Origin of the sequence: Empedobacter sp. 225-1 (assembly GCF_030328185.1) — a bacterium.
Classification (GTDB): domain Bacteria; phylum Bacteroidota; class Bacteroidia; order Flavobacteriales; family Weeksellaceae; genus Empedobacter; species Empedobacter stercoris.
Genome location: NZ_JACALO010000002.1, coordinates 83,191 through 100,024, shown reverse-complemented (window position 1 = coordinate 100,024; position 16,834 = coordinate 83,191). Strand labels below are relative to the sequence as shown.

The following is a 16,834-nucleotide window of genomic DNA, read 5'->3' as shown; positions in this document are numbered from 1 at the left end:
TTTAAACCGAAATTATTTCTGTTTTTAATTTAATTTTCAATAAATAGATTCGATTCTAAAATCATTTATAGAAATATTTCAGAATTGATTTTAAATCCTTCAATTTCATCTTGATCAAAAATGATGAAACAGCAATATATTCTTAAAATATCATTCAGATTTAATCTTTACCTTTGTAACCTTATATCAATTTATGTCATTCGAAAATTTAGGATTATCACCATATCTCTCAAAAGCCATTACAATACTTGGATTTTTAAAACCTTTTGAAATTCAAACTGAGACTATTCCGTCTATTTTAAAAGGAAAAGATGTAATGGGAATTGCAAAAACAGGATCTGGAAAAACATTGTGTTTTGTTGCACCTTTGTTACAAAAAATTCAACATCAATCGTACGAAAAATCACGTTTTGTAAAAGCTCTAATTTTAGTTCCTACACGCGAATTAGCTGTTCAAATTGAACAAACATTTGCTGGTCTACAAACTGCTTTACGCCGCGAAGTACAAACACAGGCTGTATATGGTGGAACTTCGATTAATCCACAGATGAAGAATTTGTATGGAACAGAAATTTTGATAGCAACCCCTGGTCGTTTATTGGATTTAATGGATCATAATGCGTTATCGTTAGACCAATTGCAATATTTGGTAATTGATGAAGCGGACAAAATGTTTCAGATGGGATTTGGAGATGAAATGAATAGAATCTTAAAAAGTGTTCCGAAAAAGAAACAATCGGTTCTTTTTTCAGCAACTTTAAATGATAAAATTGATGAAATCAAATCAACTTTAAATATCAATCCAATTGTTGTTGAAATTAAAAAGCAAGAAGTTGATTTAGAGCAAATAGAACAAGTAGCTTATAAAGTTGATGCCGAAACAAAAGGTCCTTTTTTACGCTATTTAATCAAATCTGAAAACTTAGAACAAGTGTTGATTTTTGTTTCTTCGACTCGTACAGCTGACAATTTGGTTGAAAAACTAAAAAAGAATAAAATTCCTGCAATGGCTGTTCACAGCAAGAAATCGCAAGGTGCGAGAATGGATAATTTAGAAGATTTTAAATTAGGAGATGTTCGCGTTTTGGTTGCCACAGATTTGATTGGACGCGGAATTCATATCGAAGGTTTACCAACTGTAATTAATTACGAATTACCTCGTTCACCTTTAGATTATGTACACCGAATTGGACGTACTGGTCGTGCAAATGCAAACGGAAAAGCAATTAGTTTAATCACCGAAGAAGATTTGCATCATTTCAAAATTATTCAGAAAAAAATGGGTAAAAAAGTAAACATACTTTCGACTGATGATGTGAGCTTACATGGATTTTAAGAAATACGAAACTCGAATTACGAAGTTAAAATTATATAATTCTAACTTCGTATTTCTAATTTCATATATTATATATGTGGTCCAAGCATATTTTTAGGATCAAGGATCTCATCTAATTGTTCTTTAGACAACAAACCATGATCTAAAACCAATTGATAGACACTTCCACCAGTTTCTAAAGCTTCTTTCGCTATTTTTGTACTTGCTTTATATCCAATATACGGATTTAGTGCTGTAACAATTCCAATACTATTTTGCACTTCATTTTTCAGATGTTCCGCATTTGCAGTAATTCCATCCACACATTCCACACGCAATGTATCCATTGCATTTGTAAGATATTGAATTGACTCCATAATCGAAAAACCTATAATTGGCTCCATTACATTTAATTGCAATTGACCAGCTTCTGCTGCCATTGTAATTGTCAAATCATTTCCAATCACTTTAAAACAAACCTGATTCACCACTTCTGGAATAACCGGATTTACTTTTCCTGGCATAATCGAAGATCCTGGCTGTTTTGGAGGTAGATTAATTTCGAATAAACCTGCTCTTGGCCCTGAAGTTAGTAATCGTAAATCATTACAAATTTTAGATAATTTTACACAAAGACGTTTTAAAGCAGAAGAATAATCTACAAAGGCACTCGTATCAGAAGTTGCTTCTACTAAATTATCTGCCAATATCACCTCTTCCTTCATGATTTCTGCAATCTTTGTTGTACACAATTGTGCATAACCTGGAACGGCGTTCAAACCAGTTCCGATTGCTGTTGCTCCCATATTAATGACCAATAAATCAGTAGTGATACGATCTAAATTCTGAACTTCCTTGTTTAATGTAGTTGCAAAACCTTCAAATTCTTGACCTAATGTCATCGGAACTGCATCTTGCAATTGTGTGCGTCCCATCTTAATGACTTGTTCAAATTCTTTGGCTTTTTTATTAAATGACTCTGCCAGTTTTGTTAATGCTTCAACCAATGGTTTATTCATGTTAAACAAAGCTAATTTCAACGCAGTAGGATAAGCGTCGTTTGTTGATTGTGATAAATTTACATGATCATTTGGTGAACAAAATTGATATTCTCCTTTTTGTTTTCCTAAATGTTCTAACGCAATATTTGCAATCACTTCGTTTGCATTCATATTCGTAGAAGTTCCAGCACCACCTTGAATCATGTCAATCGGAAATTGATCCGTATATTTTCCTGCAATCAGCTCGTTCGATGCAAAAGAAATCGCATCATATATATCTTTTGATAAAACTCCCAACTCATGATTAGCTTGCGCTGCACCTAATTTCACTACACCTAACGCTTTAATAAATTCAGGGTAATGTGCTAAATAGTTGTTCGAAATTTTAAAATTATTAATTGCACGTTGTGTTTGTACTCCATAATAAGCCGTTTCAGGAAGTTGTAACTCTCCTAATAAATCTGACTCAGTTCTCATACTTATTCTTATTAGATTGTTTTTTTTAAATTTAAATTAAAGGTAAGGATTATTGTAGGATAAATTCTAAACTCGAATTACTAAATACTTCAAAAAATATATATCTTTAAAAATATTAATACAAAAGAAATGAAAACAACTCGATATTATTCATTGGACGTTTTTCGTGGCGCTACGGTCGCTTTAATGATTTTAGTGAATAATCCTGGCACGTGGTCCTTTATGTTTGATCCCTTAGAACATGCACAATGGCACGGATGTACACCAACCGATTTGGTCTTTCCTTTCTTTTTATTTGCAGTAGGCAATGCAATGGCTTTTGTAATTCCACGATTCAAACAACAACCGCAAAGCGAATTCTGGAAAAAAGTCATTAAACGAAGTATCCTTATCTTTCTAATTGGACTTTTTATCAATTGGTTTCCGTTTTTTAAATGGGAGAATAACGAACTTATTTTTAAGGCCTGGAAAGATTCTGAAGAAAGTGGCGTTCGAATAATGGGTGTTTTACAACGAATCGCTATTGCCTATTTTTTTGCTTCTGTTATTGCTTTTTACTTTAAAGAAAAAATGGTTCTTTGGATTTCAGGTATCATCTTAGTTGGCTATTGGTTATTGACAAATTTTTTAGGCGGTATTGACCCTTATTCTATCGAAGGGTTTATCGGAACAAAAATCGATACCCATATTTTAGGTTTAGCACATATTTACAAAGGTGAATCGATTCCATTTGATCCAGAAGGTATTTACAGTACCATCAATGCAATTCCTCAAGTTTTATTAGGCTATTTAACTGGCATTTTCATCAATAAACAAGGTAATATGAAATGGTTAAATAAATCTTTACCCGAAACCAATCAACCCAATTTTAGATTAGTAGCAGGTTTATTTGTTTTAGGGGTAATTGCTTTGCTATTAGGTTATTTTTGGCAATTAGATTTTCCTTACAACAAAAAGATTTGGAGTAGCTCATACGTTATTCATACAACAGGATTGTCATTATTAACAATTGCAACAATGATTTGGTTCATAGAAATTTTGAACGTCAAAAATGGTGTGATGAAATTCTTTGATGTATTCGGAAAAAATCCATTATTCATTTTTGCATTTAGTGGTTTATTTCCACGTTTATTAGGATTAATCCGAATCGAAAATGGATTTACCAATCAAGACGAAATCAAATACATTTCTCCTTTGACTTGGTTTTATGAAAACATTTGTGCGAAACTTCCTGGAATTCCAGAAATCGGATCGTTTGTTTATTCGCTTATCTTCTTAGCATTCTTTTGGGCTTTGGCTTATTGGTTAGATCAAAAGAAAATTTATGTTAAGGTGTAGTTACTATTTACGCACTATTTCAGTTAAAAATTATTCATTAAATACTATTTTTAGTAAATATTTCAATTAATCAACTCTCTTTTTTATCAAATAATTGCTTAAGTCTTAATAAAATACTTTTTATAAATATTTTTCAAAAAACTTGTAGTCTGAGTGGAAAAGATTATTTTTGCCTATTCGACAAGAAGAGTATGAAAAATATCCGTAATTTCTGTATTATCGCCCATATTGACCATGGTAAAAGTACCTTGGCCGATCGCCTATTACAAGTAACAGGAACGATTTCTGATCGTGAGTTACAAAACCAAACATTAGACGATATGGATTTGGAACGCGAACGTGGTATCACAATCAAATCACACGCTATCCAAATGGAATATGAAAAAGATGGTGAAAAATATATTTTAAATTTAATTGACACGCCTGGACACGTGGATTTCTCGTATGAGGTTTCTCGTTCGATTGCCGCTTGTGAAGGTGCTTTGTTAATTGTAGATGCTGCTCAAAGCATCCAAGCTCAAACCATTTCTAACTTATATTTAGCATTAGAAAATGATTTAGAGATTATTCCAGTTTTAAACAAAATCGATTTACCTTCTGCTAATCCAGAAGAGGTAACAGATGATATTGTAGACTTATTAGGTTGTGAACCTGAAGATGTATTGCGTTGTTCTGGAAAAACAGGTGAAGGAGTTTTAGAATTGTTGCATACAATTATAGAAAAAGTTCCTGCTCCTGTAGGAGATCCTGAAGCTCCGTTGCAAGCTTTAATCTTTGACTCTGTTTACAATCCTTTCCGTGGAATTGAAGCTTTTTATAAAGTTGTAAATGGAGAGATTAAAAAAGGGGATCAAGTCAAATTCATGGCAACCAATAAAAAATATGGTGCAGATGAAATTGGAACTTTAAAGTTAAATCAAGTAGAGAAAAAAGTAATTAAAACCGGAGATGTTGGTTACATTATTTCTGGGATTAAAGAAGCTGCCGAAGTAAAAGTTGGTGATACAATTACTTTAGTTGATAGACCTGCCGCTGAAGCTATTGATGGTTTCGAGGAAGTAAAACCGATGGTTTTCGCTGGAATTTATCCAGTAGACACAGAAGATTATGAAGATTTACGTGCTTCTATCGAGAAGTTGCGTTTAAATGATGCTTCCTTAACCTTTGAAGCAGAATCTTCTGCCGCTTTAGGGTTTGGTTTCCGTTGTGGTTTCTTAGGAATGCTACACTTAGAAATCATTCAAGAACGTTTAGAACGTGAATTTAACATGACAGTTATTACAACTGTTCCTAACGTTTCGTACGAAGCTTATTTAGAAAAAGATCCCGATAAAATGATTGCCGTTCATAATCCTTCTGAATTACCTGATCCTTCTGGATTAAATCGTGTGGAGGAACCTTACATTCGTGCAGCGATTATTACAAAATCTGAATTTGTTGGTCCTGTCATGAGTTTATGTATTGAGAAACGAGGCGAATTACAATCTCAAAATTATTTGACTCAACATCGAGTTGAAATGATTTTCAATATGCCTTTGGCTGAAGTTGTATTTGATTTCTATGATCGATTAAAATCAATTTCTAAAGGATATGCTTCTTTCGATTATGCTCCTTCTGGAATGAGAGCTTCAAAATTAGTTAAAGTGGATATCATGATTAACGGTGAAGTTGTAGATGCTTTATCTGCCTTAATTCACGTTGATAATGCTTACAACATTGGTAAAAAAATGTGTGAGAAATTACGCGAATTAATTCCTCGTCAACAGTTTGATATTCCAATTCAAGCAGCAATTGGTGCTAAAATTATTGCACGTGAAACCATTAAAGCTTTACGTAAAGACGTTACAGCAAAATGTTACGGAGGAGATATTTCTCGTAAACGTAAGTTATTAGAAAAACAAAAAGCTGGTAAGAAGAAAATGCGTCAAATTGGACGTGTAGAGGTTCCTCAATCTGCCTTCTTAGCTGTTTTAAAATTGAACGATTAAGATTAATTTTATATATATTTTTATAAGCCACTCAATGAGTGGCTTTTTTTGTAACAATTATTACAATCCAACTCATTAATATTTTAGAAATTTGTAATAAACTTTATAACATGATTTTACTTCAAATAAATTTTGATTTTCCTGTTGAATATATGGGAGAAAATTTAACTAACAATGCACAACCATTGGCTGAAAGCATTAATTTAGAAAAAGGGTTTATTTCTAAGATTTGGATCGAGAATAAAGAGACTGCTCGAAGTGGTGGAATTTATATTTTTGACACCTTAGAAAATGCAAAAAATTATGCTGAAATGCATTCTAAGCGAGTTGAACAAATGGGTGCCACAAACATTGTTTCAGAATATTTTGAAATTAACGAACCTCTCTCAACTTTAAATAAAGGAATATAATTACCAAAGCTACTTAATAAAGTGGCTTTTTTTGTTTTAATTATTTCTCTTCTAATTTCTCCATTCCAAAATCGAAAATTTTAACATAAAGTATTTCGAAATGTAAGATTCTTTGACAAGCTCGGAATAACAGTAAAACAAATAAATTTCCTAACTTCGTTACCATTCAAATCATACACATGAAAAATATATTTTTATCAACAACTATTACCTTAGCTTCAATTTCTGCTTTGGGTCAAAATATTTCAAATCAAACTATAGATCAAGTCACAGAAAATGCCATGAAGACATTCAATGTTCCAGGAATTTCTGTTGCCGTAATTAAAGATGGAACAATTATTCATAGTAAAGGTTATGGTGTAAAATCAATCAAAACAGGAGAAAAATTACAATCGAATACAAATTTTGGAATCGCCTCTAATTCGAAAGCTTTTACAGCAGCGGCTTTAGCGATTTTAGTTGATGAAGGAAAAATGAATTGGGATGATAAAGTCATCAAACATATTCCCGAATTTAAAATGTATAATGAATATGTAACAAAAGAATTTACTATTCGTGATTTGTTAACACACCGAAGTGGTTTAGGCTTAGGTGCTGGCGATTTGATGGTATGGCCTGATGGACATAATTTCACACCAACCGATATTATCAACAATATTCAATATTTAAAACCTGTTTCAGATTTTCGTTCGAAATATGATTACGATAATCTTTTGTACATCATTGCTGGAGTTGTAGTAGAAAGAATTTCTGGACAATCTTGGACGGATTTTGTCACTCAACGATTAATCCAACCGATTGGCATGACAAATACAGCGGCAAATTTTCATCTGTTAAAAGATCAAAAAAATGTAATTGATCCACATGTGCCAATTGATGGTAAATTGCAAGTAATCGATCGTTATACCAATACGATTTTTGACGCAGCAGCAGGATTATATTCTAACGTTGATGATGTTGCAAAATGGTTACAATTTAATTTGAATAAAGGGAAAGTAAACGGAAAACAAATTATTTCTGAAAAACAAATGAAAGAAATGATTTCGCCTGTTACCTTGCAAAAAGTTGGAACTACTCCTCCATATAATTCATTGTTTAAAGCATATGGATTAGGTTGGCAATTGCAAGATTATAACGGAAAATTAGAAGTTTCGCACACTGGTGGTTTAGAAGGAATTGTAACGCAAACAATTTGGTATCCTCAAATCAATTTAGGAATTGTCGTTCTTACTAATCAACAAGCAGGTGTCGCATTTAACTCGGTTTCTAATACAATTAAAGATTTTTATTTAGGCAATCCCGAAAAAGATTGGGTTGCTTTCTACGATAATTTGATGAAATCTCGTGTGGCCGAAGCGGACGGAATAACAGATGAAGTTTGGAAAACAGTTGAAGCAAATCAGAAAAACAAAGCCCTTAAGGTTAATAAAAATGCATTCATCGGAACCTATAAAGATAATTGGTTTGGTGATGTTGAAATCTATGAGAAAAAAGGTAAATTAATTTTCGAATCGAAGCGTTCACCTCAATTAACCGGAGAAATATCATTTTATAAAGACAATACATATGCGGTAAAATGGTACAACAGATATTTCCATGCAGATGCTTTTGTTTTTGCTGAAATGAAAGATGGAAAAATGACAGGATTTACGATGAAAGCTATTTCACCAATGACAGATTTTAGTTACGATTTCCATGATTTAGATTTTACACGAAAATAAAAATTACCAATTCGAGTAATTCTTCAAAAAATTGTATCGAGAGCTTAGATGATTTTTCGTCTTAGTTCTCGATACAATTTTATATTTCTATCGAAATAAAAAATCACTCTAAATGATGTTAACTAAACATTTATGAAATTAAAAGGTTACGCATATGGATTAATTTCTTCCATATCTTACGGATTAATTCCGCTATTTATCCTACCTATAAAACAAGCAAATTTCCCAATAGACACCACTCTATTCTATCGATTCTTTTTCTCAGCGTTGATTGTTGGAGTTTATTTATTAATCAAAAAAAAATCATTCAAAATCGAATTGAAACAAATTCCTGTATTGATCACTCTTGGGTTATTATACGGAATTTCTGCTGATGCTTTATTTTTAGGTTACGATTATTTATCTGCTGGTATTGCCTCTACTTTACTATTTGTATATCCACTAATCGTCGCCATTATTATGGCTGTATTCTTCAAAGAGAAACTCACTATTTCTGCTATCGTAGCCATTGCATTTGTTTTGGCTGGCGTCATTTTATTGAGTTTTAAAGATGGTAAATTCGAACTAAATCCAATTGGTTTAGGCATTGTTTTTATCAGTGCTTTAGGTTATGGACTTTACATTGTCACGGTCAACAAATCGAAAGCAAAAGAGATAAAAGGTTTTACACTTAGCTTTTATTCATTCCTATTTACAACGATATATTACGCTATAAAAATGATTATACAAAAAGAATCATTTGTTCTTCCTTCGTTAGAATTAACGTTTAACTTTTTTACGTTTGCCTTTGTTACAACTGTTATTTCGAGTATTGCTTTAATTTTTGCAATCAAAGAGATTGGTTCTACAGCAACATCTATTCTGGGCGCATCGGAGCCTGTAGTTGCAGTTGGAGTGAGTGTCTTGTTATTTGGCGAAAACTTTTCGTGGAGTTTAGGTTTAGGAATTTTTATGATTATTTTAGGCGTAACACTTAATGTTCTCGGAGATGCATATCAACAAAAAAGGCTAAAAACTTCTTTATAGAAATAAACCTGAAAAATTATACAACAAAAAAACTGTCTTCAACAAGACAGTTTTTTTGTTATGAAATAAATTTATTTTTTAATTATTTTTCTTGTTATCGTTTTTCCATCTTTCAGATTAATTTTCACAAAATAAACACCTGATTTCAAAGACGATGTTTTCAACCCTTTTAATGATTGATTTGATTTTAAAACAACTTGACCAATTGTATTTGATACCTCAACACTTGAAATCTGCTCATGAAAATTCGCATCAAATGTTAAATAATCTTTGACTGGATTAGGATAAATTTTAAATTCTTTCCCTTCAATTTGATGAACGGCTAAGTCATCTGTACTAAACTTGAAATTATCGTAATAAGCATCACCTCCGTAATTATTATGCAACATTGTAAATCCATGAACATCTAATTTCGTAAAATTATCTCCTGTATAAACTAATTGATCGTTCAAGTAATACTTGATTTCATTTTCCGTGACTTCAATTTTAAAATTATTCCATTTATTAATCGACCAACCTTCTGCCGCATCAGCGTAATCAAAACCATAATTGATATCCTTTGTAATGTACAAATATCCTCTGTTTTCCATACCTAAACCTGCAACAGGGTAAAATTCATCTGTGTCTTGATTAATTGTATACAAATTAAATTCAAAATCGGCACCGTTTCGTTTTGTTACAAATACATCAAAAGAAATTGTAAAATTCTTATAATCGACAGGTTTTTCAAACGTTTTTGTCACACCCATTACAGGAAACCATTTAGGTCCAAAATCTGGTTGATCTCCATTTTTAAAAGAATAAATTCCGTCACTCGCTTGTTCATCAGAAACAAGTTGATTATTTAAAAGCTCTCCATTTCCTTCGGCAACTTCCCAACCATTTTGTGCATGAATACTTCCTAATTCATATCCTTCTTTCGCTTCAAATGAAGTATTGGTTTGTGCAAATGAAATTGTACTGGCTGTAAGTAATAAAATGTAAATTTTTTTCATATTATATTAATTAAAAGTTAACAAGATAATCATTTTATGAATTAAAATTTAATAAAACTGCGAATTAATTATCTTATAAAAAAACTCCTCTCAAAATGGAGAGGAGTTTCGATTTGAAATACTATTTTTATTAATGTTGTTGCGCATCAATTACAGCAATGGTAACCATATTCACAATTTCGCGAACTGTACTATCTAATTGTAATAAATGAATTGGTTTTTTCATTCCGATTAAAATAGGACCAACTGCTTCTATTTTTCCAAGTTCTTGTAATAATTTATACGAAATATTCGCAGATTCAAGATTTGGAAAAACCAATGTATTGGCATACGTTCCTGCTAATTTAGAAAACGGAAAATTACTTTGTAACTTCTCTTTGTTCACGGCAAAATTTGCCTGAATATCGCCATCGACTAAAATATCTGGATGATTTTGATGTAAATAATTCACTGCATTTTGAACTTTAGAAGATGTTTCTCCTTTGTTCGATCCAAAGTTAGAATACGACAATAATGCAATTTTCGGTTCAATTTTAAATTTCTTAATTGTTTCATTAAACTGCAACGTAATATTGACTAAATCTTCAGAAGTTGGATCTAAATTAACCGTTGTATCACCCAAGAAAATTGGACCTTTTTCGGTTAACATCATATACATACTCGCTACTTTCTGTCCTTGTTCGGCACCAATCAATTCTAAAGCTGGGCGAATGGCTTGCGAATAGTTTTTGGTCATTCCAGAAATCATCGCATCTGCATACCCAAACTCAACCATACATGATCCAAAATAATTACGATCTCTCAATAACTTCTTCGCATCCGATTTAGAGACACCTTTTCGTTGGCGTTTATTGTAAATAAAATCTACAAATTGATTGTAACGATCCGAATCTTCTTCTGCATTTGTATCAACAATTTCCACATCTTCTAAATCCAACATATAATCTTTGATCATTTGTTGAATTTTATTTTTCTTTCCTAAAATAATTGGAATTGCAATTTTTTCTTCCTTTACAATTTGTGCCGCACGTAGAATCTCGAAACGATCCCCTTCTGCAAAGACAACTCGTTTTGGATTTGATTTTGCTGTTTGTGTCAAATTGCGCATAATCGTACTTTCTTTTCCGATTCGCTTCATCAACGACAATTTATAGGCTTCGAAATCAGTTATCTCATTCTTCGCAACACCAGTTTCTATGGCAGCTTTTGCAACTGCAGCCGAAACTTCTGGCAACAAACGCGGATCGTTTGGTTTTGGGATAATGTAATCTTTTCCAAATTTGATTGAATGATTATTATACGCTTGCGTCACAACTTCAGGAACTGGTTCTTTTGCCAATTCTGCAATCGCACGAACAGCCGCAATTTTCATTTCCTCGTTAATCGTTGTCGAACGAACATCTAACGCTCCTCTAAAAATGTATGGAAAACCTAAAACGTTATTCACCTGATTAGGATAATCTGAACGACCTGTTCCCATAATGATATCTTGTCGAGTAGAAATTGCCAAATCGTACGCAATTTCTGGATTTGGATTTGCCATTGCCAACACAATTGGATTTTCGGCCATTGTATTCAATATTTCAGCAGATAAAACATCTGCAGCGGATAAACCGATGAAAACATCAGCATCTTTTACTGCATCTGCCAACGTAGAAATATCACGATCTGTTGCCCATTCAGCTTTCGAAGCGTCAAGATTATCACGGTCTGAACGGATTACTCCTTTACTGTCTAACATCACAATATTCTCCTTTTTTGCACCAACAGAAATGTACATTGCTGTACAAGAAATTGCGGCTGCTCCTGCTCCGTTTACAACAATTTTAACTTTAGAAATATCTTTTCCTTGTAATTCACAAGCATTGATTAATGCTGCACCAGAAATAATGGCTGTTCCATGTTGATCATCGTGCATTACAGGAATATTCATTTCAGCTTTTAATCGCTTTTCGATTTCGAAACATTCTGGCGCTTTAATATCTTCAAGATTAATTCCTCCAAAAGTTGGCTCTAAAGCTTTTACAGTATTGATAAATTCATCGACATTCTTCGTATCTAATTCGATATCAAAAACATCAATATCCGCAAAAATCTTAAACAAAAGACCTTTTCCTTCCATCACAGGTTTCGAAGCGACTGCACCTATATCTCCTAAACCTAAAACGGCTGTTCCGTTACTAATGACAGCAACCAAATTTCCTTTTGCCGTATATTTATAGGCATTTTCTGGATCTTTTTCAATCTCTAAACATGGTTCTGCAACACCTGGCGAATAGGCAAGCGATAAATCGCGCTGTGTGTTCGTAGGTTTTGTTGGCACTACCGCAATCTTTCCGGGTTGCCCCATCGAATGGTAGTTCAATGCATCTTTCTTACGATTGTCATTCATTTCTTTGTGGTATATATTTTTTCAAAATAAATTTAGGTAAAAATAAACTAATAAAAGTATGACAAATCATATAGTTTGATGATTTTTCTATTTAAATATTATCAACTTAAACAAGTTAATGATGATAAATTATTGAGTTGATAAATTTTAGTGTTAAAAATTAAATCGTGTTGTAAACATTACTTGAGTTGGTCTCAATTTATATAGAAATCGTTGTTCGAAATTAGATGAAAAGCTATTTTGTGAAAAATATTTCTCATTAAAAAGGTTATAAGCAGACAATTCAAAATCTATTTTTTTCTTTTTTAATGAATAACGGTACATCAAATCTCCGAAAGTTGAATTAGGATTTAATCTTGTATCATCATTGACATACAAATCAAAATTAAACTTTACATAATGTTGATCTGCTGGAAAAAAATGTAATCCTATTTGGTGAATTTGATTAGTTATTGATCGAGATTTTGATTCTTCTGAAAACTTATTTTTATAATTGGTTACACCATATTTATACTCAAACGTCATCCAACTTAATAATCTGAAAGAAGCATCAAAATTTGAAGTTAAAATAGTGTTGTCAATTTCTACTAAATCATTATTCAACAATTGATCATAAGTCGTAAAATTATAACCTCCAGCTAAATTAAAAGTCGTTTTGATTTTAGAGAAATATTGACTTATTTTAGCATTAACAGAATGTGTTTGTTGATGATTTTTTTGATTGATAACATCTAAAATGGTACTTGCGTCTGAATTGTATTTGTAATTATACAACAAGTTGTTTTCGTTCCAACTATATGAATATCCAAAGTTAAAAAACCTTGATTTAATTGGATTTTTATATTCAAAACGTAAAGACGAATTCCATTTTTTTACTTCATTGAAATTTCCATCATTTTGTTGAATAGAATTGTAACGATACAATATAAAACCTTCGTGTAATCGTGTTAAACTACCCAAATCATTACTAAAATTATGCGAAGTTGAAACTTTCCAGAATTTTGAAAATTCTAAACCTATGTTAAATTTTGGTTCGAAGTAAAAACGATTGTACGAATTTTTAGTTCCAAAAGAATTATTCTCTAAATTATACCACTGAAACGGAATTCCAAAAGACAAACTAAGTCGATTTTTTTTGTACGAAAATCTATTTTCCACATAAGGATTAAAGGTTGACCAATGTGTATTGTTAGTAAAAGTGGAATTTGTAAGTTGTTCATCAGCTAACAAATCACTTTTCATTGAATGATTGATGTATTTAATTCCAATTTTTGATTGTAGCGTTAAAGCCTTTATTCCTTTTGAAAATTCAGCGAAATTATTTGTCGAAAATTTCTCAAAATTAATTTGTTGAAATGCATTTTGATAATCAGTCCCGTTGTTAATAAAATCAGTAAAAACTCCCGGAGAAACGCTTAAATTTTCATTGTAATTTTTATAAGCTAACGTAGACTTTAAAGTAATCAATTGTTTACCAATCTTACGAATGGTTCTAAATTGATTTGAAAATTCTCGATTAGGTTGAGTTAATTTTTGTTGTATAAAATTATTATTTTGATTGAGATTTCCTCTCGAGCTATTCCAATCACCTTTAAACTCTAAGACATTTTCAAGATAATTTTTCGAACTATTTTGAGATAATGTAGCTTTAAGATTAAGACTTTCTATTTGCAAATAATTTTGTTTGATTTCGTTGAGAAATATATCTCCTGTTGGTAAAAAATATTGTGTGTTTGTTTCTCCGAATCGCTTTTGAAAATCGTTGTGATAAGACAAATTAATACGTAAATCTAACTCTTTTTTTAACTTGAAAAGATGGTTCCAAGAGCCAATATTTATAGCATTATCCAACCAACGTTCGCTATCAAAATTGGGTGTTTGTACTCCAGCAATAGATAACCAACTTTCATTAGAAAACTTTTCAGATTCATTTAAAAAATCTTCTAAACTTAATGTTCTTAATTGTCGAGAAACATCATTTCCACGATTATTTCCTTGATAAGAACCAATCATTTGTTGCTTTTTTGTGAACAACATAGGCGTAATATTCGCTTGATACAACATAGGCGAAGCGCCAAGACCAACTTCTGCTTTACCAGAATAGGTAATTTTGCTTTTTAGTTTGATATTTAATGCAGCTTTAGAGCTATAAACCAAACTATCTAAAATTTTGATAGGTTGATGATTCTCTAAAATTTGCACTTTATCCACTGCATCGGCAGAAAGATTTTCGTTTGCTAAAGCATATTTTCCGCCCAATAAATCCATTCCTTCAATATAATATTTATTGATTGGTTCGCCTTGATACAAGATTCGACCAGAATTTTCGATTTCTATTCCAGGCATTTTTTTTATCACATCTGCAATAGATCGATCTTGGATATCTTTAAAGTTACTGACATCATACGCAATTGTATCGCCTTTTTTTCGAATTGGTGATTGTTTTAGTTTAACTTCTTTTAGCTCGATTGCTTTTTCTTGTAAAGTGAAATCAAAATTTGTAGAAGATTCGTTAACCAAATCTGAAGTAAACGCATAATTCATCGCACGAACTTTTATTTCATACATTTCGTGCGATGGATGATCTATTTTGATAGAATATTTACCATCAGATTTTGTGATAAAATATGCTAATGTTTCATCTGAAATGCTTGGCGAAATAGTAACATTAGCACCAGAAACAGGTTTCCCCTCTTCATTTTTTACAACGCCAGAAATGGTAAGTTGTGCAAAAATAAAGTGAGAAAGTAAAGCAAATAGTAGTGTTAATTGGGTTTTCAAAAAATTACTTTAAGTTAAATTGTATTCCTCTTTCTATAGAATTATTATTTAATTCTAAAAGTGCTTTTTTCCTTTTAAAGAATGTTTCATCATCTCTTACAACACTATTACTTTCTCCTAAAACAATTAATGGATTTTCTTTATACTTTTTTATATAATCCATAAATTCTATTCTTGTCATTTTTACTCTTCCAGAATCAAAAGCCTTTGGAATAGATGATTTACTTTTTGCAAAAGATATAAATTCAAAATGAAAAAAATCTTCAGAATCTTTTATATCTAAAATTAATCCTGGTAAACCATTAAACTTATAGGGACCATAAGAAACTGGAATATCTTCTGTGTACCATGCTTCCCAATTTCTACCAAATAAATTTGTAGTTGCTTTCTTTACTTTATAACCATTTAATTCTTTTTCTTCCTTTAATAATTTCCAAGAAATATTTGGTACAACATCTTCAAAATCTATCATGGTTAATGCTACATTTGTTTGAATCAAGTAGATCTTTTTATCTTTTAAAAAGAACATCCTTATATTATTATCTGTCTTTCCGTATTTTGCGAAAATATCTTTCATTATAATTTTTCCATCCACCATTAAATCATTTATATTTCCTTTAAGTGTATCATTTTTAAAATCATTTTTTGGAAGAAAAACAAATCCTTTTTCATTAATACGCATGACCATTTCTTCTTCTTTTTTATTTGATTTATTTAATGAATCATTTGTATAATTATATTTATATTCTACTAAAAAATTATCATTTTGTGCAAAAATTAAAGTACAGCAAAAGTTAATTAATAATATTAAAATATTTTTTCTCATAATTTTTTTTTTAAAAAAAGGGAACTTATTTAGTCCCCTTACTTACTTGTTTTATCCATTTTTATCCACCACCACAAACATATGCTTCTTGAGCAGCTAATTCCATTAATATCTGAATTGGAGTGTAATTGATTCCTGTATCCACATTAAAACAATCTTCTGTACAAGAAAGTTCAATAGGTATACATATAATCTCTAAAGCCTCTGCTTTTTCAGACTTATATTCTTCTTTTACTTCTGAATTTTTAGTTTCATTTGCCATTGCAAACGTTCCGATAAGTGCAAAAGCACTTGCAAATAAAATTTTCTTCATTTTAATGTAATTTTTAGTTTTTAATTTTCAATTATAGTTTGCAACCTATAATTGTTGTCTTAACGTTAATTACATCAATAATAATAATAATAATAATAATAATAGAAAACAAATAATTTATATTAAATATATTCTACATTAATAGCAAAGACAGGTTTCCCCTCTTCATTTTTTACAACGCCAGAAATGGTAAGTTGTGCAAAAATAAAGTGAGAAAGTAAAGCAAATAATAGTGTTAATTGGGTTTTCAA

Annotated in this window: 13 protein-coding genes; 6 read left to right on the top strand and 7 right to left on the bottom strand. The window is 31.2% G+C overall.

Going from position 1 to position 16,834, the window contains the following annotated elements:
- The first annotated feature begins 193 nt into the window (after nucleotides 1-193).
- Nucleotides 194-1,336, top strand: a complete 1,143-nt coding sequence (locus HX088_RS01230; protein ID WP_286483011.1) for a DEAD/DEAH box helicase — start codon at nucleotides 194-196, stop codon at nucleotides 1,334-1,336.
- Between the two features lie 68 nt (nucleotides 1,337-1,404).
- Here HX088_RS01230 and aspA read toward each other — a convergent pair whose 3' ends face one another.
- Nucleotides 1,405-2,793, bottom strand: coding sequence for an aspartate ammonia-lyase (aspA, locus tag HX088_RS01225; RefSeq protein ID WP_284584144.1), 1,389 nt, complete (start codon nucleotides 2,791-2,793; stop codon nucleotides 1,405-1,407).
- 129 nt (nucleotides 2,794-2,922) lie between these two features.
- On the opposite strand from aspA, the gene HX088_RS01220 reads away from it, so the two are divergent.
- The 5 genes from HX088_RS01220 (at nucleotide 2,923) to HX088_RS01200 (ending at nucleotide 9,276) form a co-directional block, all read left to right on the top strand.
- A complete protein-coding gene (locus HX088_RS01220) occupies nucleotides 2,923-4,131 on the top strand; it encodes an acyltransferase family protein (protein ID WP_286483010.1) in 1,209 nt (402 codons plus the stop codon).
- A gap of 191 nt (nucleotides 4,132-4,322) precedes the next feature.
- The gene (gene lepA / locus HX088_RS01215; protein WP_171623521.1) at nucleotides 4,323-6,119 is read left to right on the top strand and encodes a translation elongation factor 4; all 1,797 of its coding nucleotides are present in this window, start codon (nucleotides 4,323-4,325) and stop codon (nucleotides 6,117-6,119) included.
- A 110-nt stretch (nucleotides 6,120-6,229) separates the two neighbouring features.
- Entirely contained in the window at nucleotides 6,230-6,529 is a 300-nt protein-coding gene (locus tag HX088_RS01210) for a monooxygenase (protein ID WP_225541321.1), read from the top strand.
- 179 nt (nucleotides 6,530-6,708) lie between these two features.
- The gene (locus HX088_RS01205; protein ID WP_286483008.1) at nucleotides 6,709-8,250 is read left to right on the top strand and encodes a serine hydrolase; all 1,542 of its coding nucleotides are present in this window, start codon (nucleotides 6,709-6,711) and stop codon (nucleotides 8,248-8,250) included.
- A 132-nt stretch (nucleotides 8,251-8,382) separates the two neighbouring features.
- Nucleotides 8,383-9,276, top strand: coding sequence for a DMT family transporter (locus tag HX088_RS01200; protein ID WP_260544451.1), 894 nt, complete (start codon nucleotides 8,383-8,385; stop codon nucleotides 9,274-9,276).
- 71 nt (nucleotides 9,277-9,347) lie between these two features.
- On the opposite strand, the gene HX088_RS01195 is transcribed toward HX088_RS01200, so the two are convergent.
- From HX088_RS01195 to HX088_RS01170, 6 genes are all read right to left on the bottom strand, one after another.
- The gene (locus HX088_RS01195) at nucleotides 9,348-10,271 is read right to left on the bottom strand and encodes a T9SS type A sorting domain-containing protein (RefSeq protein WP_286483007.1); all 924 of its coding nucleotides are present in this window, start codon (nucleotides 10,269-10,271) and stop codon (nucleotides 9,348-9,350) included.
- Between the two features lie 130 nt (nucleotides 10,272-10,401).
- Nucleotides 10,402-12,663 (bottom strand): NADP-dependent malic enzyme, encoded by a 2,262-nt coding sequence (locus HX088_RS01190; protein WP_286483006.1) that lies wholly within the window; start codon nucleotides 12,661-12,663, stop codon nucleotides 10,402-10,404.
- A 153-nt stretch (nucleotides 12,664-12,816) separates the two neighbouring features.
- Nucleotides 12,817-15,444, bottom strand: coding sequence for a carboxypeptidase regulatory-like domain-containing protein (locus tag HX088_RS01185; RefSeq protein WP_286483005.1), 2,628 nt, complete (start codon nucleotides 15,442-15,444; stop codon nucleotides 12,817-12,819).
- A gap of 4 nt (nucleotides 15,445-15,448) precedes the next feature.
- Complete coding sequence (locus HX088_RS01180) at nucleotides 15,449-16,270, bottom strand: GLPGLI family protein (protein ID WP_260544459.1); 822 nt, start codon at nucleotides 16,268-16,270, stop codon at nucleotides 15,449-15,451.
- Nucleotides 16,271-16,331: 61 nt separating this feature from the next.
- Entirely contained in the window at nucleotides 16,332-16,583 is a 252-nt protein-coding gene (locus HX088_RS01175; protein ID WP_260544461.1) for a hypothetical protein, read from the bottom strand.
- Nucleotides 16,584-16,705: 122 nt separating this feature from the next.
- Entirely contained in the window at nucleotides 16,706-16,834 is a 129-nt protein-coding gene (locus HX088_RS01170; RefSeq protein ID WP_260544463.1) for a hypothetical protein, read from the bottom strand.

Bases quoted from the DNA above. Each gene is read 5' to 3' on its own strand.
- HX088_RS01230 (WP_286483011.1), top strand. From the start codon at position 194: ATGTCATTCGAAAATTTAGGATTATCACCATATCTCTCAAAAGCCATT.
- aspA (WP_284584144.1), bottom strand. From the start codon at position 2,793: ATGAGAACTGAGTCAGATTTATTAGGAGAGTTACAACTTCCTGAAACG.
- HX088_RS01220 (WP_286483010.1), top strand. From the start codon at position 2,923: ATGAAAACAACTCGATATTATTCATTGGACGTTTTTCGTGGCGCTACG.
- lepA (WP_171623521.1), top strand. From the start codon at position 4,323: ATGAAAAATATCCGTAATTTCTGTATTATCGCCCATATTGACCATGGT.
- HX088_RS01210 (WP_225541321.1), top strand. From the start codon at position 6,230: ATGATTTTACTTCAAATAAATTTTGATTTTCCTGTTGAATATATGGGA.
- HX088_RS01205 (WP_286483008.1), top strand. From the start codon at position 6,709: ATGAAAAATATATTTTTATCAACAACTATTACCTTAGCTTCAATTTCT.
- HX088_RS01200 (WP_260544451.1), top strand. From the start codon at position 8,383: ATGAAATTAAAAGGTTACGCATATGGATTAATTTCTTCCATATCTTAC.
- HX088_RS01195 (WP_286483007.1), bottom strand. From the start codon at position 10,271: ATGAAAAAAATTTACATTTTATTACTTACAGCCAGTACAATTTCATTT.
- HX088_RS01190 (WP_286483006.1), bottom strand. From the start codon at position 12,663: ATGAATGACAATCGTAAGAAAGATGCATTGAACTACCATTCGATGGGG.
- HX088_RS01180 (WP_260544459.1), bottom strand. From the start codon at position 16,270: ATGAGAAAAAATATTTTAATATTATTAATTAACTTTTGCTGTACTTTA.
- HX088_RS01175 (WP_260544461.1), bottom strand. From the start codon at position 16,583: ATGAAGAAAATTTTATTTGCAAGTGCTTTTGCACTTATCGGAACGTTT.